We start from the raw sequence: 20,355 nt of genomic DNA, 5'->3' as shown, positions 1-20,355 counted from the left end.
TCCACCCTGCGACTTCTTGGTGAATTCCCAGACCCGACATTGGCGACATAGGATGGGGAAGGTTCACGAGCCTGCCGCTTTTGTGCGGTACGTTCTTCTCCTGACCGGCGCGGCAAGCCTCCGGACATTCCCCGTGACCGGCCACAGACCGGGCACCGGAGTCCCGCCGGCGCCCGAAGACCATCCAAAGGGAACAATGGCGTTTTCTGTTCCGGGTCCCGTCACGACCCCTCCCTCCGCGATCCGCGTCGCAGCCCTCCGTGCGCTCCCGCCGACCGCCGCACCGGTCTGCGGCCCGGTCACCGTCCACCGGGAGGTGCGATGAGGATCGTTCTCTTCGGTCGCTCCCCCGCGGGCCCCTCTCCCCTGGGAAAGCGACTCCCCGCCGGGGCCGACCTGTTCGACCCCGGTCACAGGCCCGACCCGGCACGGGCCACCACCCCGGCCGCCTTCGTGGCGGCCATGCGGCACTACCGCGTCTGGGCGGGAGAGCCCTCCTACCGCCGGATGGAGTACAACTGCGGCGGTGTGTGCTCGGCCTCCAGGTTCCACGCCGCGCTCAGCAGTGACCGCCTGCCCCGCCTGACCGTGCTGAGCGCGTTTGTTGTCGCCTGCGGCGGCGATGAGGCCGAGTACCAGCGCTGGGCCGCCGCCTGGCGTCGCATCCGCACGAACCCCAGGAACAACGTGCCGTCCTGACCCGTGGCGGTGCCCGGTCGGGCACGCCACGGGTCAGGGTCGAAGCTCCGGGTTGGCCAGACGGCCGATGACACCGACGAACTCCCGCCACACGGTCTCGATGCCGGGGGTGCGCGCGTGCGGGGCGGAGAGTCGGCCGAGGAGTTCGGCCGCGTCGGCCAGCTCCCAGCGCAGGGTGTAGAGCGCGAGAGCCGCCGGGTCCGGAACGTGCCCGGTCCGCTCCGTGTAGCGGGTGAGAGCGGCGGGATCCGTGGACAGCACGGACAGGTCGCGCTCGGGCGGGGCCAGGCCGACGGTGTCCCAGTCGACCAGGAGACAACCCTCCGCTCCGAACAGGAGGTTTCCGGGGTGCGGTTCGCCGTGCGTCACGACCGGTTCCGTTCCGCGTCCGCCCACCTCCTCGGCCAGTCGGTCGAACTCCGCGATCCTGGCGCGCAGCGCGGCGGCGTTGCCGGTGAGCAGTCGGCGGGCGGGGTCGGCGAACGGTCCGCCCCGCCACCCGGCGGGCGGTTCGGACAGGACCGCCGCCAACCGGCCGTGGCCGGGAGGGGCGGGCGCGATGGCCGGCACCGTGCTCGGAGGGGCGCTGCCGTGCAGTTCGGCGAGCAGGTCGAGGACCTGTTCGCGCTGTTCGGCCGGCAACTCCTGGCCGAACTCGCCGGATCGCCCGGCCACGAGGGGAAAGACGCTGAGCGCATACCGGCCGTCGAGCGGCAGGACCGTCGCGCCGTCCGTGGCGCGCACCGGCGCCACCACGAAGTCCAGGGCCTCGTCCTCGCGCAGGGCCGCCGCGGTGTCCATGGCCCGGCGCAGACCGGCCAGCGCGGCCTGGGCCCCCTTCCCGCAGTGCTCCTTGTGCTCCAGGTCGGAGACGGTGGCGAACCACCGTCGGCCGTCGGCTCCGGTGACGGTCCAGTGATGGTCCCCGAAGCCGACCGGGGCGTGCTCCACCGCCACGGGATCGATGCCGAAGCGGGGCAGCGCGTGCACCAGGCGCCGTTCGTCGAAGTTCTCCGGAAGGTCCTTCACGCGCAAGACGGTAACAACCCGGGGAACCGTCGGACACCGGTTTCCGGGATGCCGGGGAACGTGGGGAGACGCTTCCCGTCCGCGCTCCCCCGATTCCGGATTCCGGTCGCCGCGCCCGCTGGGACCGGAATCCGGAATCGGGGGAGGACAGGGCGTTTCGGGGCCGGGGCTCGGTGGCGGCGGTGCGGCCGACGAGGCCCCCGCCGGTCCCGGACGGCCCTCCGTCAGGCGGGCTCCACGGCCGCGGGCTGGCAGTGCCGACAGGGGCGGTAGCCCGCGGTCTCGGCCTGCGCGATGGTGCGGAAGCCCTTCCGGTGGGGCGGGGTGATGTGCCGGGCGTGGTGGCAGGTCGGGTAGCACACGACGCCGGTGGTGTCGCTGCCCACGTAGAAGACCCCCTTTCTGGCGAGGTCGTGCGCCTCGTCGAGGTTGGCGTTCTCGGCACGGAGCAGCCGCCGTTTGGTCTCGGTTCCGAAGATGTACTCGCCAAGGGATCCGTCGGAGCGGGTCACCCGGTGGCAGGGGATCAGCAGCGGCACGGGGTTGGTGGCCAGCGCGGTACCGACCGCCCGCACGGCCCGGGGCCGGTTGATCCTCCTGGCGATCCAGGCGTAGGGCCGCACCTCGCCGCGCGGGATGGTCTGGGCCGCTCGCAGCACCTCGGCCTGGAACCCGCTCAGTTCGCGCAGGTCGAACCGTAGACCGGTGGCCCGGCCGGTGCGCAGCGCCGGGACCAGCCCGGCGGGCGGGCGCGCGGCGCGCAGCAGCGGCCGTCCGAACCGCCTGCGAAACTCCCGGGGCGCGTCGGCTCCGGCGGGGCGGACGTAGGCGATGCCCTGGTCGGTGTAGGCGACGAACATCTCGCCGACGGGGCCCTCGACGGTGACCCAGCGGGCGGCGATCCGGTCGATCAGTTCGGGCGGGGCGTCGGTGACCAGTTCCGCGAGCCGTTCCAGCAGCGGGTCGTCACTCATCGGACACCTCCCTGGGTGAGTTCACGAAGCCTCCTGAGGCCGCGTGAGACGTGGGATTTGGCGGTCCCCTCGGGGACGCCGAGGATCGCGGCGACCTCGCTGATGGACAGGTCGGCCACGTGCCGCAGGACGACCGCCTCCCGTTGGATGTCGGTCAGCCGCCCCAGCAGTTCGGCCAGCTGTCCGCTGGTCTCGTTCCGTTCCGCCGCACCGGCCACGTCCTGGCGGGGGTCGGCGACGTCGACCCCGTCGGTCAGGGGCTCGGGTGGCGGCTTGCGCGCCGCCGTACGCGCCCGGTTGCGCCACAGGTTCCACAGGATCGTCATCAGCCAGGCCCTGGGACGCAGCCGGGCACGGCGTTCGGGGGGATAGTCGCCGGCGGCCCGGTACGCCTTCACGAACGTCTCGGCCGTCAGGTCCTCGGCGTCGGCCCAGCGTCCGCACAGCCGCAGCGCGGCCGAGAACACCGGTCCGCGATGCTGGTCGTACAGTTCGACGAACCAGCAGTCGACGTCGTCGGTTGTCTCAGCGATAGCTTCCACGTCCTTGTAACCCCGACCGGCCCCGATCGGTTGCACCCCGAGGGGCCGGTCAGTTCCCCGCGGCGTGCTCCCGCAGGAACGCGAGCACCGGACCGGCGACCTCGCCGGAGTCCATGACGGTCATGCCGTGGTCAGCGTCGATCTCGCGGACGCAGACGTTGGGCCGCGCGGCGGCGAGCGCGGCGAGGTCGCGGCGCACGGCGGTCCGGTGGGCCCGCACGAGGTCGCGCAGGTCCTCGGGGACCTGGGGCAGTTCCCTGGTGGCCAGGACGACGAGGAGCGGTGCCTCCACCTCGGCGAAGACCGGCAGGCAGTCGCGGAACCCGGCGCTGGCCCGCAGGGCGGAGGTGGTCCCCGGGCCGGGCCGCAGGAAGTACCGTCCGTCGCGTTCGGCGATCCCCCGTCGCACGGTCGCTTCCCACTCCTCCTCGTCGATCCCCGTGGCGGCGGCGAAGGCGCGCTGCTGGTCGAGCAGTGCGGCGACCTGGTCGGCCGTCATCGGTTGGGCCGCCGTCGCGGTCTGCGCGGTGAACAGGGACCGCAGCCGCTCCAGGTCGTGGCGCACCCGCTCGGCGGGCAGTCCGGCGTAGTGGTCCGGGTCGGTCTCGGCCGCGCGGTGGCCGTCGAGGCTCACCGCGGCCGGGCAGTCGGGGTGGCGGCGCGCCCAGGCCCCGGCGAGCATTCCGCCCAGGGAGTGCCCGACGACCGCGGGGGAGCCCAGCCCGCAGTGGTCGATGACGGCCTCGATGTCGTCGAGGACCCGCTCCCACTCCCAGGGGGCGTCGTCGGAGCGGCCGTGTCCGCGCAGGTCCATGGCCACGACCCGGTGGGCGGCGGCGAGTCGGGGAACGACCGCCGCCCAGTGCAGGAGGTTGCCGCCCGCGCCGTGCAGCAGGAGCACGGGCGGCCCCTTCCCTCCGTAATCGCGTACCGCGACGCGCGGACCGCTTCCCGTGCCGACCCTGAACTCCCGCTGGTCAACGTCCATCGCGCACCGGTGTCCCCTCGTGTCCTCGGCTGTCGGCGGGGGAGGCGATCCCGCGCAGCCGGTCGCGCACCGACTCCGAGGTGACGCCGCCCTCGGGGTGCCGCGCCAGCCTGCCGCGGCGGACCAGGTCGTGGACTCCCTGACGGGTGATACCGAGCATCGCCCCGGCCACCGAGTAGGACACGCGCTCTCTGGTGTGTCCGACGCGGCGGGCGACCACCCTGCCCAGCGGGGTCCGCCACCAGTCGTCGGGCGGATCGAACGGCGCGTCGCCGGGGTGGAGCGCGGCCAGCAGTCGGACGGCGACCCGGGTGGCGAGCGCGTCGTCGGGGCCGAGCAGCTGTGCCGCCCACATCTCGACGTCGACGTGGACCTGGCGGCGCAGGGGCTCGATCCGCTCCTTGTCCCCCAGCAGCAGGACCAACGGGTCGACCAGTCGGCTCCGCACCAGTCTTCGCAGGTCGGCGACGAGTTCGACGTGTTCGGAGGTCGAAACGCCGGTCATCGGGGCCTCCTCTCCCACCATTTGCCTGACAGAGAACAGCAAGTACTTGACAGAAAGTGTCAAGGAAATGGGTGTGGATCACCGACGCCGTGCCGCCGGGGCCTCACCCGCGTTCGGAAGCCTCGGAGGAGCGGGCGTAGACCCGCACGGCCGGGGAGGAGGTGATGCCGTGGACGAGCACGCTGGCGGTGACGGCGAGACTGACGGCGGCGAACAGGCGCGGATCGTGCACGCCCTTGTCGATGCTGTGCGCCAGGTAGAACAGGGCGCTGATGCCCATCGGACCGAACCAGCCGAGGAAGGCGGCGTCGCGCGGGCGCAGCCCCAGCGGCCGGAACAGCGCCAGGATCAGCGGCGGGCGGCGCAGCAGCAGGACGGCGACGACGAAGAGCAGCGCCACCGGTCCGAAGCCGATCCACTCCCGCCACGGCAGGACCGCGCCGAGGAGGACGAACAGGGGAAGGGACAGGTAGCGGTTGATCGCCTCGTCGATGTTGTCCTGCGGGCCGCGCTCCCCGGTGCGCACCACCCGGTTGTAGGCGAGCCCGGAGGCGAAGACGGCCAGCACCCCACTCGCTCCGGCGATCCGGGCCAGGCCCAGCACGGCGACGGCGAGCAGCAGGGTGAAGACCAGGGAGGCCCCCTTGCCCAGTTTGCGCCGGTCGGTGGCCGCCTCCATCGCCCTTCCCGCCGCGGCGCCCGCGACCACGCCGATGACCGCGCCCGCCGCCACCTCCCAGGCCAGCCGCCCCACCTCGGCGCCGGGAGCGGTCGCCGGAAGCACGACGGCCAGCGCGAGACCGACGAGCGGCAGGGCCAGTCCGTCGTTGGCGCCGCTCTCGACCGTCAGCATCCGGCGCAACCGCCCCGGCAGGTGTTCCTCGGCGGGCTTTCCGGTGACGACGGAGGCGGCCAGCACCGGGTCCGTGGGGCACAGGCAGGCGCCCACCAGCGCGGCCAGCGCGACCGGCAGTCCCAGCAGCAGGGCGGCGGCTCCGGACAGGACCGCGGCCAGCGGCATGACGACGCCGAGGAGGAGGGCCGCCGGGGCGATCAGGCCGCGTAGCGAGGTCGCGGGAAACCGCAGCGCCGCCGCCATGACCGAGGCCGCCAGCAGGACCCGGGCCCCCTCGAGCAGCAGGGAGTCGCGCTCGGTGGTGGAGAACTCCAGCAGGCCGAGCAGGTGGGGCCCCAGGAGCACGCCGAGCAGCAGGGCCATCAGCGGCTCGCTGACCGGCAGCTCCCGCAGACGGCTGCTGAAGAGCGCGAGGACGACACTGAGCGCGCCGATGGCCGCGTAGGCGAGGTGGAGAGGGTCCACGGCGGTGAGATCTCCTTCTTGGCACGGGAGCTGTCTCTGAGGCCCCGGTGGTTCTTCGCGGCCCGTCCGCTACCCCGGGGCGGGCGGGGCAAGCGTGCCGCCTCCGCTCACGTTCCGCGGCGGTTCGGACTCCGCGCGCTTGACATCGAGTTTGGTTGAGGTTGTTGGCTCGTGCGTGGCACACCGAACCACGTAGACCGGAGAGCCCCGTGACCACTCCCCAGCCGACCGAGAAGGCCCCCGAATCGCCGCACCGCCGTCCAGGAGCGTCCTGGTGGCAGGCCGGGTCGACGGGTGTCGTCGCCGCCGTCGCCGCCAACCTGCTGCTGTGGGGCGCCGGCCACCTCGTGGGTGCCTCCATGGCCCATCCCGACCGGACGGGAAGCATCGTCGACGTCGCTGTCGGGGACGTCGTCCTCGCCACCGCGGTCCCCTTTACCGCGGGATTCTGCGCCGCGGTGGCCCTGTCCCTGCTGTGGCGGGGCTTCCTGCGTACCGCGCAGATCACCGGCTCCGCGCTGGCCCTGGCCACGATCGCGGGCTCCCTCTCCCTCGACACCGACACCGCGACCCGCGCCGTACTCGCGCTGATGCACCTGGCCCTGGTCCCGGCCGTGTGGCTGAGCCTGGAGGCGGTGCGCCGACGCACGCTGTCCTGACGTTCCCTCCCGCCCGCCGGTCCGCCTCCGGCGGCGGCCTCCAGCGGGTCCGGGAACCGCTGCGCGCCCGCCCCCGCCGTATCCCCCGCGGTCGCGTCGGTGCCGGACCGGCGGAACGTGGCGGTGCAACCGGATCGGCGTCCGCGGGGTTTACCTCCATGACGGATCTCCCCGACCGAAGGAGAACTCATGGACCTGCCGCTGCCGCGCGTTGCCGCCGCCACCGGGACGCCCGGAGACGGCGGCCCGGCTGTCACCCGCTCCCCGCCTGCCGAGGAGGCCCGGGCGGTGGCGGTCTCGCGTGGTCACACACCGGAGTCTCGCCCTCCTGTCGGGGCGGAGCCGCTGCGCGCGGCCGCCGCCCCGTCCCCGCTACTCGTTTCCGCCCAGTCGATCGCGCTGCCGCAAGGGCCTCTCCCCGCGCTGGGGGAGCTGGTCGAGGCACTGGAGCGGCGAGCCCTCCGGAGCGCGGGACTGGTGCGCGCGGCGCAGGCGACCACGACAGCCGAGTGCGCGGCGCTGCTGGTCGGTCTGTGGACCTCTCTCGCCGACCTGCGCGCGTTCGTGCTGGACAGCGGTACCGACGTGCGCGCCTGGCGGGCGCGCACCGGGCTGACCCCGGTCTGTGAGCGCGCGCTGTGGTGGACCCGCGGGTCCGCCCTCCCCGAGCCGGAGCATGCCCGCGCCCGGTTGGCCCGGTTGCGCACCCGGGGGCCGCAGGTCCACGCCTTCACCCTGCGCAGCCCGCTACCGCCACCGCACTGACCTGCTCCGGGCCTGTCCCGAGACGACCGCCCACGCACCGGCCGACTCCCACGGCCCCGATCGGCACCACCGGAGCCGACGTCCCTGCCGACTTCGGCCTCCTCGGGCTCCCCTCCCGAGGGCAGCCTGCGGACGTTCGGCCCCTTCCCGGAGTGGGCGGTCCTGCGGCCCGACTCCTTCCGAGGAAACCCCTGGTCGCAGGTGTCTGTGAAGGGGCGGAGGGGTAGCGGGGAGCGCGCCGCCGCGGCGCTCCGCGGGGTCTCCTCCCCCTTGCGGGCGGTCCCCGCGGACCGGTGGCGAGCGGTGAAGCGCACGGTCAGAAAGGACCGCGCCCGACGGGCGCGGGATTGCCCGGCGAGCCCGGGCGGCCCCGCGCCGGGCGCTCACGTGAGGAGCCGACCCATGCCGACAAAGAACCTCACCGCCAACCGGGCCAGTCTCTCCCACCGGGTGGGCTACGCCCTGCGCCACCCCGACCGGGTGCCGAAGTACCTGGCCCGGGCCGGTCGGGACGCGTGGCTGCGACTGCGCCACCCCGACCACGTCGCCTACTACCGGGCGGTGATGCGGGCGACCGCGACCGCCAACCCGAAGGCGGCGGTCGGCAGCCGCAGTCACGAACGCTGGCTCGCGATCGGCGCGATGCAGTTCGACTACCTCAGGGCGCACGGTCTGTCGCCCGGCGACCGGATGCTGGAGATCGGCTGCGGCGACCTGCGCGCCGGATGGCGGTTCATCGACTACCTGGACCCCGGCAACTACTACGGCATCGACATCTCACCGGACATCCTGCTGGCCGCCCAGGAGACCGTCGTGCGCCACGGACTGCGCGCCAAGCTTCCGGTGCTGACCCTGGTACGCGACCTGAGGTTCGCCTTCCTGCCGGACGCGCACTTCACGGTGGTGCACGCGCACAGTGTCTTCTCGCACTCGCCGCTTCCGGTGATCGACGAGTGCCTGGCGCACGTCGGCCGGGTGCTGGCTCCCGGCGGTTGGTTCGACTTCACCTTCGACCGCACCGAGGGCGAGGAGCACCACGTCCTGCGCGAGGACTTCTACTACCGGACCGAGACGCTGCTGGGCCTCGCCGAGAAGCACGGCCTGGCGGCCCGCTTCATGGACGACTGGGAGCGGCTGCCGCATGGCCAGTCCAAGATCAGGGTCACCCACCGCGCGAACCCGGAACCCCTCCGGGCAGAGGCAGCACCGGAGAACTGAGGGGAAGTTCCGAGGCCGCCTCAGCTCCGGGGGTTGGGTGGCCTGGCCCCAGGGGGCCTGACTGACTGAGGTTTGACGGTCGCCTCCGCGACGGACACCGGCCGTGTGGAGAAGAGGGGGCGGCCGATCGGCCCAGGGCATTCCACACCAACCCCCGCGGTGGGATACCACCGGTGGCCGGTCGAGGCCAACCCGTGGTCGCCCGCCCCGAACGCGGGGGTGGAATGCCTCGTCTTTCTCCGGTTTCTCCGGAAAGAACCCGCGCCCGCCGCAGAACCGAACACTCACACCTCATCGAGGTTTGATGGCCGGATTCCGCGGCGGACACGGTCCCGCCGCACTCCCGGCAAGGCCGAGGCATTCCACCGAACCCCCCAGAAGCGGGCCACCACCGACTGCCGATGGCCGGTCGAGGCGCCCGGGGCGCCTCGACCAGTCGCCGCCAACCCCTGGGGACCCACCCCGGGGGCTGGACTGGAACACCCCCGGACCGATCGGCCGACCCGCCTTCCCCGCACGACCGGCACCCGCCGCGAAGACGACCGTCACACCTCAGCGAGGTTCCACCCCTGGAGCCAAGGCCACCCGAAAACCTCTCTCCCCCGGCGTTTCGGGACGGGTTCCAAGAGCCCGCCAGACACCACTTGGCCCGCCACAAAAAGCACACAAATCCAAACATGACAACATGTCCGATTTTTCTGTTTCGCAACCAGTCGATCCAAATCGTCCCCAACAACTGTGAACACCATGAGTGACGCACCAACTGCGGGGGGTACATGCCGCATCGCCTGTTGTCCCACCCCGGTGCCGCGAGGGCTCCGGGGACGTCTTTGGGAGATGGTCATGGACAGAAAGAAACTAGCCCTGCTCGCGTTCGCGGTTCCGGCGTGTGCTCTCACGGCCGCCGCGCCCGCCCACGCGGGCGACGCGGCGGTCCTGCACGCGGACCTCGCCGAGGTCAACGACTCGGGCGCCGCCGGCACCGCGAAGGTGACGGTCGAGGGCACACGCGTCACCGTCCGCATCGAGACCAGCGGACTGCTCGCGGACGCGCCGCACGCCCAGCACTTCCACATCGGCGGAAAGTACATGTGCGCGCCTCCCGAGGCCGCCGACGACATCACCGACGACGGACGGCTCAGCACCACCGAGGGTGCTCCCTACTACGGTCCCGTCAAGGTCTCGCTGACCACCGAGGGCGACACCAGCCCCGCCAGCAGCCTGGCGGTGGACCGGATGCCCGTCGCCGACGCCCACGGCACCGTCAGCTACCACCGGACGTTCACGGTCTCCGAGGACGTCGCGGCGGCCATCAGGGCCGGGAAGGCCGTCATTGAGCAGCACGGCGTCGACTACAACGGCAACGGCCTCTACGACTTCGAGGCCGCGGGCAAGAGCGACCTGGACCCGTCGCTTCCGGCCGAGGCCACCAACCCGGCGGCCTGCGGGGAACTGACTCCGGTTCCCAAGGGCGGCATGGCCGCGGGCGCGGGAGGCGCGGCCGCGACCGGTCCCAACGCCGGAATGCTGGCCACAGGCATGGTCCTCGCCGCCGCGGTGGGCGGGGGACTCGCCGCCCGACGCCGGTTCGGCGAGAGTGCCTAGCGTGGAACGCGTCCGCGCCGTGCGGGGAGCGACCGATGGACGTTGACCGTCCACGGCCGCGCGGTGGCCGCCGTACCGATCCTTCGGCGGCCACCTTCCCGCTCGGCGCGGCGGGACTGATGCTGCTGGCCCTCATCCTGTGCGGCGACTCCGCAGGCCCTGTCGCCGCCCCGACCGCACCGGCCCCGTCCCCGTCACCCGTGGCCGCGACCGCCCCGCCGGTACCGCTGCCCCGGTCAGAACCGGTGACTCTGGGAATCCCCGCGATCGGACTGCGCGCGGACGGCCTCGTCCCACTCGGTCTGCGCCCCGACGGGGAGATCGAGGTGCCCCGGGACTACGGGCAGGTCGGCTGGTACGCCTACGGCCCCACTCCGGGACAGGTCGGAGCCGCGGTGATCGGCGGCCACGTCGACTCCGACACCGCTCCCGCCGTCTTCCACCGCCTGGCGGACCTGCGCCCCGGTGACGCGGTCACGGTCGGACGCGCCGACGGCGGCACCGCGCTGTTCACCGTCTACGCGGTCCACCAGTACGCCAAGGAACGCTTCCCCACGGACCGCGTCTACGGTCCGACCGGAGGCCACGCCGAACTCCGACTCATCACCTGCGGCGGCGAGTTCGACCACGCCGTGCAGAGCTACCGCGACAACACCGTCGTCTACGCGCGGCTGTCCGGCGCCCGCACCGCCGCGGGCCACCGTCCGCCGTGACCGCGCGGGAGGCCGCCTGCCGAACACCGGTGGATGCCCGGCATGCCCGTGGCGGGGGTTCCTGGGGCGGGTCAGTCGATCGTCTTCCTCGGCCGTCGCGGCGCAAGCCGTCCCGGCGCCGAATGCCGCTGACTACGATTCGGCACCGCTTCCGCCGCGAGGGTGACAGGAAGGACTGACACGCCCCAGGAAGTCACCGATCGGAACAGGATCGGTTCGTGAGCACGCCTTCGGCGGGCTCTGGAGCATCGCCGCAGCCCACGGGGGCGGGCTGTCGCGTCGGCTCTGACCACGGGGGCAGGGTGACCAGCGCCCTGGTGTCGGCCTCGGTGCCACTCATGCCGCCACCAGGCACGACGCAGTGAGAAATGGAAGCCAACCGCCACTCCATCCTCTGGCGTTGCGTCCCGACCAGTGTGGACCATCGGCCCCATCCGGATCAACTGTTGTCTGAAAAATTAGACATATGTCTAGTAAAAAGACACACACCCCGCTGACCTCGCTATCCTGCCGCCATGCCACTTCAGTTCGGTCCCTCCGAGCCCTTCTACAAGGGGCAGGTGACCCGCCGCAGGATCCTGGACGCGCTGCACGACCTGCTGCGCACCTCCCCCGCGGCACAGGTGAGCATGGCCGACGTCGCCGAACGGGCGGGCATGAAGCGGCCCAGCGTCTACAACCACTTCAGGACCGTGGACGACATGTGCCTGGCGCTGATCGACCGCTCCATCTCCACGGTGTTCGACGGCTTCCGCACCGAGGGCGCCTCCGACCTGGGAAGCTACATCAGGTCGGTGCTGCTGAACACGTTCCGGATGTGGACCCTCCACCACGTCGTGTTCGTCATGGCGCTGGAGGTGTACGCGCGTGACCGCGCCTTCGCGCGGGCCTGGGACGACCGGATCGCCCGGGACGGGACCGACCGGGCCCTGCTCGTCTACCAGGCCGACGTCGACGCCGGACGGCTGTCCCCGCTCCCCGACCCGAGAGGGATTCTGGAGTACATCAACTTCAGCGTCCAGCACCAGCTCCACCGGCTCTGGAGGAACGGAGTCCCCACGGTCGAGGAGTCCTGCCGGGAGCTGGAGCTGTGCGCCACCGTCATATGGCGGCTCCTGGGCCTGCCGGGGGAGCCCGTGGTGGACCGCGACGAGGTCGCCGAGGCCCTGGCCCAGGCCCAGGCGTAGCGGCGTCCGCCGCCCGGAGGGCGGCCCCGACCGCGGCCCGGAGCCCCCGCCGCCCCTCCGCCACATCCGCCGCCTCGGGTCCGGCTGGGTCGACGACCTAAAACCGCGCCCCTGACCTCCTGCTCCGGGCAGGCCGACGCGGTACGCGGTGGCGGCTCAGCTCAGCCCGGCGGCGCCGTGCGACGCCGGTAGTCGAGGAGCACCGCGCCCACCAGGCCCGCCCACACCGCGCAGTAGCCGCCGAACACCGCACCGCCGGAGTCGGTGACCAGCGCCCTGCCCAGCATGACCACCGCGCCGACCGCCGTGGTCAGGACCACCGCCCCCAGCGGGACCAGCAGCAGCCAGCGGTTGGCCCGCGCCGCGGCCGGCAGCGCGGCGGCGAGCAGCAGCGCCGCGACCGCCATTCCCAGCCCGGCGTTCGCCCACTGGGCCGGACTCACCTCGCCCGGACCGTACTCCTGGTACCGGGACCGCGGCACGGCCGGCCCGCCGGTCACACCGAGCCGCCCCTCCACGGCGTAGCAGACCTTGGAGGCCACGTAGAGCAGCGTCCACCCGGCCGCAGCGGCGGCGGTCCGCACCGTCCGCGCCGAAGACGGGACGCGGCGCGCCGGTTCCGGAGAACCCGACCGCGCCGTCATGGCGCCGTCCCCCGCACGGCGGCGCACCTCGGTGTCCGCCGGATTCCCATGCTTCCCCCTGTCCGCCCAACGGACAGAATCCCGCGGCGGCCCCCAAGAACCCGGGTCTCCACCGACAACGGTTGCCCCATCGTTCCTCCGTCTTTGGCGCCGGTTTCCCCGCGGGACGCGTCCTCCCGTGTGACGCCGCACATCCGAGAACGGGAACCGGGATGGACGAAGAGACGATCTCCGCCGAGATTCTCACCAGGTCCGGTCAGGACCGGGCCGCCGCGGCCGCGCTGCAGCGACTGGGTTTCCGCGTCCTGCACATCGGGGCCACGATCAGCGTCAGCGGGCCCCGGGAGCTGTGGAGCCGCGTGTTCGGTGTCTCCTTCGACATCACGGAGCAGCCGGTGGCCCCGGGACGGAGCACCCGGTTCCTGCGGCCCCGCTCCGAGGAACCGGCCATCCCCGACGAGTTGCGGAACCTCGTCAGCGGCGTGTACTTCGTCCAGCCCCCGGAGTTCTTCTAGCACCACCGTCCACGCGTGGAGGCGGCCCCGCTCCGCACCCGACGCACGCACCAGGGGAGACGACCATGCCGACCAGCCCCATGGAACGCGGTACCGAAACCGTCTACTTCGAGGCCGCCGTACGCCCCCGGGGTGACGTCTCGGTGTTCGACGAGTCCACCACCCGGACGGCCTCCCTCGAAGAACTGGAGCCCCGCCCGGGCGCGCCACCGAGGCCGCGCTCGAACTCCAGCGGCTCGGCTTCACCATCCGCCACGTCGGCAGGTACTCCGTCAGCGGGGAGGGGTCGCGGTCGCTGTGGCAGGAGACGTTCAGCACCCGGGTGGAGCAGCGCACCCAACCCGTGTACCGGGGAGCGGTCGAGGACATCCCCCGCGCCGGGGAGTCCGTCAACTACCTCTTCCACTCCCCGGACGCGCCGTTCACCCTGCCCGACTCACTGGCCCCGCTGGTCGAGCGGGCCTACCCCCAGGCGCCGCCGCTGTTCTTCGACACGCCGCTGCCCCCGCAGCCCTCCTACTTCCACCTGCGGGTACCCGACGACGTGTCGGTCATGCTGCGCTCCTCGGGGGTGCACGAACGCGGCGCCACCGGGCGCGGCGTGCTCGTGGCCGTGACCGACACCGGCTTCTACCGGCACCCGTTCTACGCGTGGCACGGTTACAACTACACCGCGACCCTGGCGCCCGACGCCGTGCACATCGAGGACGACGAGAACGGCCACGGCACCGCCGAGGCGGCCAACGTCTTCGCCACCGCGCGCGACGTCGACTTCGTCGGCGTGAAGATGGGCGGCAACCCCACCCCGGCCTTCGAGGCCGCCGCCGACCTGCATTCGGCGGTGATCACCAACAGTTGGGGCTACCACCTGCCCGGGCTGGGGGCGCTGCCCAACCACCTCAAACCGCTGGAACTCGCCGTGCGCGACGCGGTGCGCAACCGCGGAATCACGGTGTGCTTCTCCGCGGGCAACGGACACGTCGCCTTCCCCGCGATGATGCCGGAGGTGATCGCGGTCGGCGGCGTCTACGCGCAGGCGGCGGTGGTGGATTCGGACTTCGACCTGATGGCCTCCGACTACGCCAGCAGCTTCGACAGCCTCATCTACCCGGGGCGGCACGTGCCCGACGTGTGCGGCCTGGTCGGACAGCAGCCCAGAGGCATCTACATCATGCTGCCGGTGCAGCCGGGCTGCGAGACCGACACCACCCTGTCCGGCAGCGCCTTCCCGGTGGGCGACCAGACCGCCCCCAGCGACGACTGGGCTGTGATCAGCGGCACCAGCGCGACATCACCGCAGGTCGCGGGCGTGTGCGCGCTCCTCAAGCAGATCCGGCCCGGCCTGTCCCCGGAACTGGTCAAGGAGATCCTGAAGTCCTCGACCCGTGACGTGCGGAAGGGGGTCAGCCACACCGGTCAGCACGCGGGACCGGGGCACGACGGAGCGGCCGGCGCGGGACTGGTCGACGCGGAGTCCGCCTCCCGGTTGGCCCGCTCCGTCACCCCGCGCGCCCTGGACACCGTGCCCGCGCCGCGCTGACCCGTACACCGGCCGAAGACGGCACCGGAGCGGATGGTGCGGACAGCGGCTCTGTTCCTCGGGAGGACGGGGCGCCGGATCGGCGAGGAGGTCGGCATAGCATGAAAGTCCTCCCGGAGGCCGCCGACCGGAAGGCGTTCTTGTGAGGCTCGGAGTCCACCTTGTCAACCTGGCCGTGACCGGTGGGGCGGAGGCGCTGGCTCCGGTCCTGGCCGCCACCGCCCGGGCCGCGGAGGACGGCGGCTGCTCGGCCCTCACTCTGATGGACCACTGGTTCCAGATGGAGATCCCCGGTCTGTCCGCGGACGATCCGATGCCGGAGGGCTACACCTCGCTCGGGTTCCTCGCCGCGCACACCCGGAGTCTGGAACTGGGGCTGCTGGTGACCGGGGTGACCTACCGGCATCCCGGTCTGCTCGCCAAGACCGTCGCCACCCTCGACGTCCTCTCCGGCGGGCGGGCGTTCCTCGGTGTCGGGGCGGCCTGGTACGAGCGTGAGCACCTCGGCCTGGGCGTGCCGTTCCCGCCGGTCGCGGAGCGGTTCGAGCGGTTGGAGGAGACGCTGCTGATCTGTCGGCAGATGTGGAGCGGCGACAACGGCCCGTTCACCGGGCGCCACTACCGGCTCGCCGAGACCCTCTGCTCGCCCCGCCCGCTGCGGCGGCCCCGCCCGCCGATCCTCGTCGGCGGCGGCGGGGAGAGGAAGACCCTGCGGCTCGTCGCCCGCCACGCCGACGCGTGCAATCTCTTCGACCTGGGTGTGGAGGGGCTGACGCACAAGTTCGACGTGCTCGCCCGCCACTGCGCGGCCGAGGGCCGCGATCCCGCCGACATCACCCGGACCGTCCTCGTCCCCGCCGACCCGCTCGACGCGCCGGACGCCTTCCTGAGGAAGATGGAGTCCTACGCCGCGCTCGGCGTGGAGCAGGTGTGGGTCTCCTCGGCGGGCCCCGATCCGGCCTCCTGGGTGTCGCGGCTCGGCGAGCGGATCGTTCCGGGGCTGCGGGAGCTCTGACCCCGGCCCCAGGGGGCCTGGGGCCGGTACCGGGAGGTCGAGGGGAGAGGAGTCTCCAGGTGGCCTCGGCCCGAGGGGAGAGTTCCAGGAGTCCCCGCCACCCCCGGGGGATGGGTGGGAAGCGGTGCGGGAGGGCTCCGCCGGAGGGGGTGGGCTGGCGACGGAGTGGGGAAGTGCCCCGGCGCCGACCCACCCGCGCCTCCACCGGCGGACCAGCCAGAAGGACATCTCGAACCACGGGCCGGGTGGAGGTGCGGTCGGTCGGGGCGTGCCAGCGCCGCGTCCCCCGCGGTGCCCCGCCCGGGCCCCGACGCGAGTGCCAACAGCCCCACCGGCCGCCGGTCGTGGGATCACCGGCTCTTAGACTCGCGGTTGGTGAAAACCGCCCTGGCCGTCGCCAGACCGCACTTCGAGGAGGTCCGCTGTGGGCAATCCCGACACCGCCGCGCGCCCGGCGACTCCGCGTCCCCCGGTCCGCGCCGACCGGTTCCGGCAACTCCTGCGACACCACCCCGCGGGCGTCGTCATCGTCACCGCCGACGTCGCGGGCGAACCGGTCGGCCTGACCGCCACGTCCTTCACCAGCGTGAGCCTCAACCCGCCGTTGGTCTCCTTCTACGCCGCCGCCGACTCCGCCACCTGGGCACGGCTGAGCCGGGCGCGGGTGTTCGGGGTGCATCTGCTGGGCGAGGACCAGGCCGACCTGGCCTCGCGCTTCGCGGCCCGGGGCGCGGAGCGCTTCGCCCCGCCGACCCGCTGGTCCTACGACGTGGAGGGGGTGCCCGCGCTGGAGGGGGGCACCGCGCGGCTGGTGTGCCACCGCCACGAGACCCACCTCATCGGCGACCACTGGCTGGTGGTGGGCCGGGTGGTGCACAGCTCCGTGCACGACTCCTCCCGGCCGCCGCTGCTGTACCACCGGGGCTCCTTCGGCGGGTTCACCGCGCTGTGAGGGGCGTTCCGCCCTCCGGTGCTCCGCCCGGCGGTGGTCTATCCTGGGCGGCATGTCGGACACCGCGGGAAACGAGGACGTGTTCCGGTCCGACTTCGTTCGGCGGTTCGCCGAGTACTGGCAGTCCCAGGGGCGGTCCAAGGCCGAGGGGCGCATCGTCGGCTACCTGCTGCTGTCCGACCGCGAGGGGGTGAGCGCCGCGGAGATCGCCGACGGCGCCCAGGTCAGCCGGGGGTCGGTGTCGACCGCGGTGCGGCGTCTGGAGGAACTCGGGTTCGTCCGGCAGGTCCAGGCCCCCGGGCAGCGCCACCGCCTGGTCGCGATGGGCGACGACGTGTGGGGCAACTTCCTCCGCAACGAACGCGGCTACCTGCGCCGACAGCGCGACCTCGCGCAGGCCGCGCTCGACCGGCTGGGTGACGGCCTCGGTCCGGCCGGCCGCGCCCGACTGGTGAACATGCGCGACTACATGGTCTGGCTCGACGGGTACCACGACACGCTGCTGGCCCACTGGGAGGAGTACAAGGAGCGGCGCGACGCCGCGGCTCCGCGGCGGTGACGCTCAGCGCCGCCGCTCGTGCGGGATCACCAGCGGGGTCCCGGTGCGCGGGTCGGGGATCACGTCGCAGGCCAGGCCGAACACCCGGCGCACCAGCTCGGCGGTGAGCACCTCGCCGGGGGCGCCGTCGGCGACCACGCGCCCGGAGTCCATGACGATCAGCCGACCCGCGAAGCGGGCCGCCTGGGCGAGGTCGTGCAGCACCGCGACGACCGTGCGTCCCCTCCTGTGCAGGTCGGCGAAGAGCTCCAGCAGGTCGTACTGGTGGGCGATGTCGAGGAAGGTGGTGGGCTCGTCCAGCAGCACGGTCCCGGTGCGCTGGGCGAGCACCATGGCGGCCCACGCCCGCTGCCGCTGGCCGCCGGACAGGGCGTCGACGGAGACGTCGGCGCGGTCGGTCAACCCGGTCAGCTCCAGTGCCTCGCCGATCGCCGCCTCGTCGTCGGGGCTCCACTGCCTCAGCAGGGTGTGGTGCGGATAGCGGCCGCGCGCGGCGAGGGCGCGCACCGTGATGCCCTCGGGGACGGCCGGGTTCTGCGGCAGCAGCGCCAGTTGCCGCGCCACCGCCTTGGCGCGTTGGGCACGGATGTCGCGGCCGTGCAGCAGTACCCGTCCGGAGGCCGGGCGCAGCACCCGGCCCAGCGCCTTGAGCAGGGTGGACTTGCCGCAGCCGTTGGGGCCGACGATCGCCGCGAACTCACCCTCGGCGATCTCCAGGTCGAGGTCGCGCACCACCGGGTCGCCGCCGTAACCGAGGGTGAGCCGCTCGGCGCGCAGTCCCCGCCCGGACGGCGCGGTCCGCACCGGCGTGGCGGTCGTCGCGGCGGACGGCTCCCCGTTGATCGCGGTCTCGTTCAAAGCACTCCCCTACGCCACTCACGTACCAGCAGGAAACCCAGGTAGACGCCGCCCACGGCCAGGGTCACGATACCGACCGGCAGTCCCTCCCCGAGGGGGACCTGCTGCACGGCGAGGTCGGCCAGGGCCAGGATCAGCGCGCCGACCAGTGCCGACACCACCAGGTTGGGACCGGCGGCCCGGGTGAGGCGCCGCGCGATCTGCGGTGCGGTCAGCGACACGAACGCGATCGGTCCGGCGACGCCGACCGCCGCGGCCGACAGCACCACCGACAGCGTGATCGCGGCGGCGCGGGTGGCGGCGGCGCGGGCGCCGAGGCTGTCGGCGAGCTCGTCGCCCATCTCGTTGAGCGCGACCGGTCGGGCCAGGGCGGCGAGCGGCGGCGCGGCCAGGGCCAGCGTCAGCCAGATCGTCAGGGCGTGCTCCCAGGAGCGGGCCGAGAGGCTGCCGTTGACGTAGGCGTACAGGACGCTCGCCTGGTCGCGGGCCAGCGCCGCGACCACGAAGTGGGTGAGGGCGGAGGCCATCGCGGCCACGCCGATGCCCGCGACGATGAGCCGTCCGGGGTGGCGCAGCCCGGTCCCGGTCACCGTCGCCACGACGACCACGGCGAGCACCGCGCCCAGCAGCGCGCCCAGCGGCACCGGGACGACTCCGGGGAGGGCCAGGGCGACCAGCGCGGCTCCGGCCCCGGCGCCCGCGTTCAGGCCGATGACGTCGGGGCTGCCCAGCGGGTTGCGGGTGACGGACTGGAACAGCGCCCCGGCCAGCCCCAGGGCGGCGCCGGTGCCCAGCGCCACGACCAGGCGCGGGCCGCGCAGTCGGCGCAGCACGAACTCCTGGGCGGGGGTGGTGTCGCCGGTGAGCGCGTCCACCAGTTCGGTGGCGGGGATACCCAGGCGGCCCAGGGAGAGGGTGGCCGCGGCGGCGGCCAGGAGGGCGGCCAGCAGGACGAGCGTCCACAGCAGGGAGCGCGGGTGCAGCGGCAGCGCCACGGCGTTTCCCACGCGCAGCAGCGGCGGCGCCCCACGGACCGTGCTCATGGCGTCTCCCGCATCCGGCGTACCGCGTAGAACAGGAAGGGGGCGCCGACGAACGCGGTGACCACGCCGACCATCAGCTCGGTGGGGCGCAGCACGAAGCGGCCCACGACGTCGGCGAGCAGCAGCAGGGCGGGTCCCGCGAGCAGCGCGAGGGGCACCTGGTGGCGGAAGTCGCCGCCGACCAGGGCGCGCACCACGTGCGGGACGGCCAGGCCGACGAACGCGATCGGTCCGGCCGCGGCGGTGGCGCCCGCGGCCAGCAGGGTGGCGGCGACCAGTCCGCCCGACCGCACGAGCACGGGGTTGGCGCCGAGGGAGGTGGCGGTCTCCTCGCCGAGCGCCAGCGCGTTCAGTCCGCCCGCGAGCAGCAGGGCCAGCAGTGCGCCGACGGCGACGAAGGGCAGCACCGCGACGGCCGCGTCGAAGCCGCGGCCCGCCAGGGAACCCACCACCCAGTAGCGGTAGCTGTCGAAGACCTCGGGCATGTTCAGGGAGACCGCCTGGACGTAGGCGGTGAGCACGGCCGAGACCACCGCTCCGGCGAGGACCAGGCGGACCGTTCCGCCGCCGCTCTCCCGGCCGCCCACGGAGTAGGCGACCAGCCCGGCCGCCAGCGCGCCGGGCAGTGCCCACCAGACCGTCGCCGCGGTGGAGGCCGGTCCGAGGATCGCGGTGGCGGTGACCACGGCCGCCGCCGCGCCCGCGTTGACGCCGAGCAGGCCGGGGTCGGCGAGCGGGTTGCGGGTGATGCCCTGCATGAGGAGTCCGGCCAGCGCCAGGGCCGCTCCGGCGAGGACGCCCAGCGCGGTGCGGGGGTGACGGCTTTCCACCACGGCGGTGGTGTGGGGGTCGGCCGTGCCGGTGAGCGCCGCCCACACCTGGTCGGGGGCCGTGGGTTTGCTGCCCACGGCGAGGCTGAGCAGGAGCGCCCCGGCGAGGGCGGCGGCCGCGCCGCCGAGCAGCAGGGTGGTGCGGGCGGTTCCGGTCTGGGGTGGCGCCGTTGTCGTGGTCACGATCGCCTTCG

At 73.3% G+C, this 20,355-nt stretch carries 22 protein-coding genes; 12 read left to right on the top strand and 10 right to left on the bottom strand.

The features are described from left to right. Positions 1-321 precede the first annotated feature (321 nt). The gene (locus tag NI17_RS05900; protein ID WP_234402000.1) at positions 322-699 is read left to right on the top strand and encodes a hypothetical protein; all 378 of its coding nucleotides are present in this window, start codon (positions 322-324) and stop codon (positions 697-699) included. Between the two features lie 33 nt (positions 700-732). On the opposite strand, the gene NI17_RS05895 is transcribed toward NI17_RS05900, so the two are convergent. The 6 genes from NI17_RS05895 to NI17_RS05870 all read right to left on the bottom strand — a co-directional run bounded on the left by NI17_RS05895 (position 733) and on the right by NI17_RS05870 (position 6,058). Further along, positions 733-1,728, bottom strand: a complete 996-nt coding sequence (locus tag NI17_RS05895) for a phosphotransferase (RefSeq protein ID WP_119267706.1) — start codon at positions 1,726-1,728, stop codon at positions 733-735. Positions 1,729-1,952: 224 nt separating this feature from the next. Beyond that, a complete protein-coding gene (locus tag NI17_RS05890; RefSeq protein ID WP_068692448.1) occupies positions 1,953-2,702 on the bottom strand; it encodes a methylated-DNA--[protein]-cysteine S-methyltransferase in 750 nt (249 codons plus the stop codon). Next, the gene (locus NI17_RS05885) at positions 2,699-3,244 is read right to left on the bottom strand and encodes an RNA polymerase sigma factor (protein WP_234401999.1); all 546 of its coding nucleotides are present in this window, start codon (positions 3,242-3,244) and stop codon (positions 2,699-2,701) included. The genes NI17_RS05890 and NI17_RS05885 overlap by 4 nt, the downstream gene beginning before the upstream one ends. A 49-nt stretch (positions 3,245-3,293) precedes the next feature. Then, a complete protein-coding gene (locus tag NI17_RS05880) occupies positions 3,294-4,232 on the bottom strand; it encodes an alpha/beta fold hydrolase (RefSeq protein WP_068692447.1) in 939 nt (312 codons plus the stop codon). Then, entirely contained in the window at positions 4,222-4,737 is a 516-nt protein-coding gene (locus tag NI17_RS05875) for a hypothetical protein (RefSeq protein ID WP_068692446.1), read from the bottom strand. Before NI17_RS05875 ends, NI17_RS05880 begins: the two co-directional genes overlap by 11 nt. A gap of 103 nt (positions 4,738-4,840) precedes the next feature. Next, positions 4,841-6,058 (bottom strand): cation:proton antiporter domain-containing protein, encoded by a 1,218-nt coding sequence (locus NI17_RS05870; RefSeq protein ID WP_068692444.1) that lies wholly within the window; start codon positions 6,056-6,058, stop codon positions 4,841-4,843. 209 nt (positions 6,059-6,267) lie between these two features. Here NI17_RS05870 and NI17_RS05865 point away from each other — a divergent pair, with 209 nt between their 5' ends. The 6 genes from NI17_RS05865 (at position 6,268) to NI17_RS05840 (ending at position 12,205) form a co-directional block, all read left to right on the top strand. Further along, complete coding sequence (locus tag NI17_RS05865; RefSeq protein ID WP_119267545.1) at positions 6,268-6,717, top strand: DUF6069 family protein; 450 nt, start codon at positions 6,268-6,270, stop codon at positions 6,715-6,717. A 189-nt stretch (positions 6,718-6,906) separates the two neighbouring features. Beyond that, positions 6,907-7,482, top strand: coding sequence for a DUF3291 domain-containing protein (locus NI17_RS05860; RefSeq protein ID WP_068692442.1), 576 nt, complete (start codon positions 6,907-6,909; stop codon positions 7,480-7,482). A gap of 402 nt (positions 7,483-7,884) precedes the next feature. Then, on the top strand, positions 7,885-8,700 hold the full coding sequence (locus NI17_RS05855; RefSeq protein ID WP_119267544.1) for a class I SAM-dependent methyltransferase: 816 nt from the start codon (positions 7,885-7,887) through the stop codon (positions 8,698-8,700). An 843-nt stretch (positions 8,701-9,543) separates the two neighbouring features. Beyond that, positions 9,544-10,305 (top strand): CHRD domain-containing protein, encoded by a 762-nt coding sequence (locus NI17_RS05850; RefSeq protein ID WP_068692439.1) that lies wholly within the window; start codon positions 9,544-9,546, stop codon positions 10,303-10,305. Between the two features lie 35 nt (positions 10,306-10,340). Beyond that, positions 10,341-11,018 carry a class F sortase gene (locus tag NI17_RS05845; protein ID WP_084012677.1) on the top strand — a complete coding sequence of 226 codons (678 nt, stop codon included), beginning with the start codon at positions 10,341-10,343 and terminating at the stop codon, positions 11,016-11,018. Between the two features lie 515 nt (positions 11,019-11,533). Continuing rightward, complete coding sequence (locus tag NI17_RS05840; protein WP_068692437.1) at positions 11,534-12,205, top strand: TetR/AcrR family transcriptional regulator; 672 nt, start codon at positions 11,534-11,536, stop codon at positions 12,203-12,205. A gap of 161 nt (positions 12,206-12,366) precedes the next feature. Here the strand turns inward: NI17_RS05840 and NI17_RS05835 are convergent, their stop codons facing one another. Next, on the bottom strand, positions 12,367-12,849 hold the full coding sequence (locus tag NI17_RS05835) for a hypothetical protein (protein WP_147416831.1): 483 nt from the start codon (positions 12,847-12,849) through the stop codon (positions 12,367-12,369). A gap of 212 nt (positions 12,850-13,061) precedes the next feature. Here NI17_RS05835 and NI17_RS05830 point away from each other — a divergent pair, with 212 nt between their 5' ends. From NI17_RS05830 to NI17_RS05810, 5 genes are all read left to right on the top strand, one after another. Next, positions 13,062-13,364: a hypothetical protein gene (locus NI17_RS05830; protein ID WP_068692432.1), complete on the top strand. Its 303-nt coding sequence runs from the start codon at positions 13,062-13,064 to the stop codon at positions 13,362-13,364. 322 nt (positions 13,365-13,686) lie between these two features. Beyond that, positions 13,687-14,904: a S8 family serine peptidase gene (locus NI17_RS05825; RefSeq protein WP_199860085.1), complete on the top strand. Its 1,218-nt coding sequence runs from the start codon at positions 13,687-13,689 to the stop codon at positions 14,902-14,904. Positions 14,905-15,046: 142 nt separating this feature from the next. Beyond that, complete coding sequence (locus tag NI17_RS05820) at positions 15,047-15,919, top strand: LLM class F420-dependent oxidoreductase (RefSeq protein ID WP_119267542.1); 873 nt, start codon at positions 15,047-15,049, stop codon at positions 15,917-15,919. 424 nt (positions 15,920-16,343) lie between these two features. Then, complete coding sequence (locus NI17_RS05815) at positions 16,344-16,871, top strand: flavin reductase family protein (RefSeq protein ID WP_068692430.1); 528 nt, start codon at positions 16,344-16,346, stop codon at positions 16,869-16,871. Positions 16,872-16,923: 52 nt separating this feature from the next. Further along, positions 16,924-17,430: a GbsR/MarR family transcriptional regulator gene (locus tag NI17_RS05810; RefSeq protein ID WP_068692428.1), complete on the top strand. Its 507-nt coding sequence runs from the start codon at positions 16,924-16,926 to the stop codon at positions 17,428-17,430. A gap of 3 nt (positions 17,431-17,433) precedes the next feature. Here the strand turns inward: NI17_RS05810 and NI17_RS05805 are convergent, their stop codons facing one another. Genes NI17_RS05805 through NI17_RS05795 form a run of 3 tightly spaced genes read right to left on the bottom strand, consistent with a single transcriptional unit; the run spans position 17,434 to position 20,344 of the window. Beyond that, the gene (locus NI17_RS05805) at positions 17,434-18,234 is read right to left on the bottom strand and encodes an ABC transporter ATP-binding protein (RefSeq protein ID WP_199860093.1); all 801 of its coding nucleotides are present in this window, start codon (positions 18,232-18,234) and stop codon (positions 17,434-17,436) included. A gap of 50 nt (positions 18,235-18,284) precedes the next feature. Continuing rightward, positions 18,285-19,331 (bottom strand): FecCD family ABC transporter permease, encoded by a 1,047-nt coding sequence (locus NI17_RS05800; protein WP_068692424.1) that lies wholly within the window; start codon positions 19,329-19,331, stop codon positions 18,285-18,287. Further along, a complete protein-coding gene (locus tag NI17_RS05795) occupies positions 19,328-20,344 on the bottom strand; it encodes a FecCD family ABC transporter permease (RefSeq protein WP_068692422.1) in 1,017 nt (338 codons plus the stop codon). Before NI17_RS05795 ends, NI17_RS05800 begins: the two co-directional genes overlap by 4 nt. Positions 20,345-20,355 lie beyond the last annotated feature (11 nt).

It is taken from the genome of Thermobifida halotolerans (assembly GCF_003574835.2).
Lineage (GTDB): Bacteria > Actinomycetota > Actinomycetes > Streptosporangiales > Streptosporangiaceae > Thermobifida > Thermobifida halotolerans.
The sequence above is the reverse complement of the archived record's forward strand: the minus strand, read 5'-3'. Positions and strand labels throughout refer to the sequence as shown.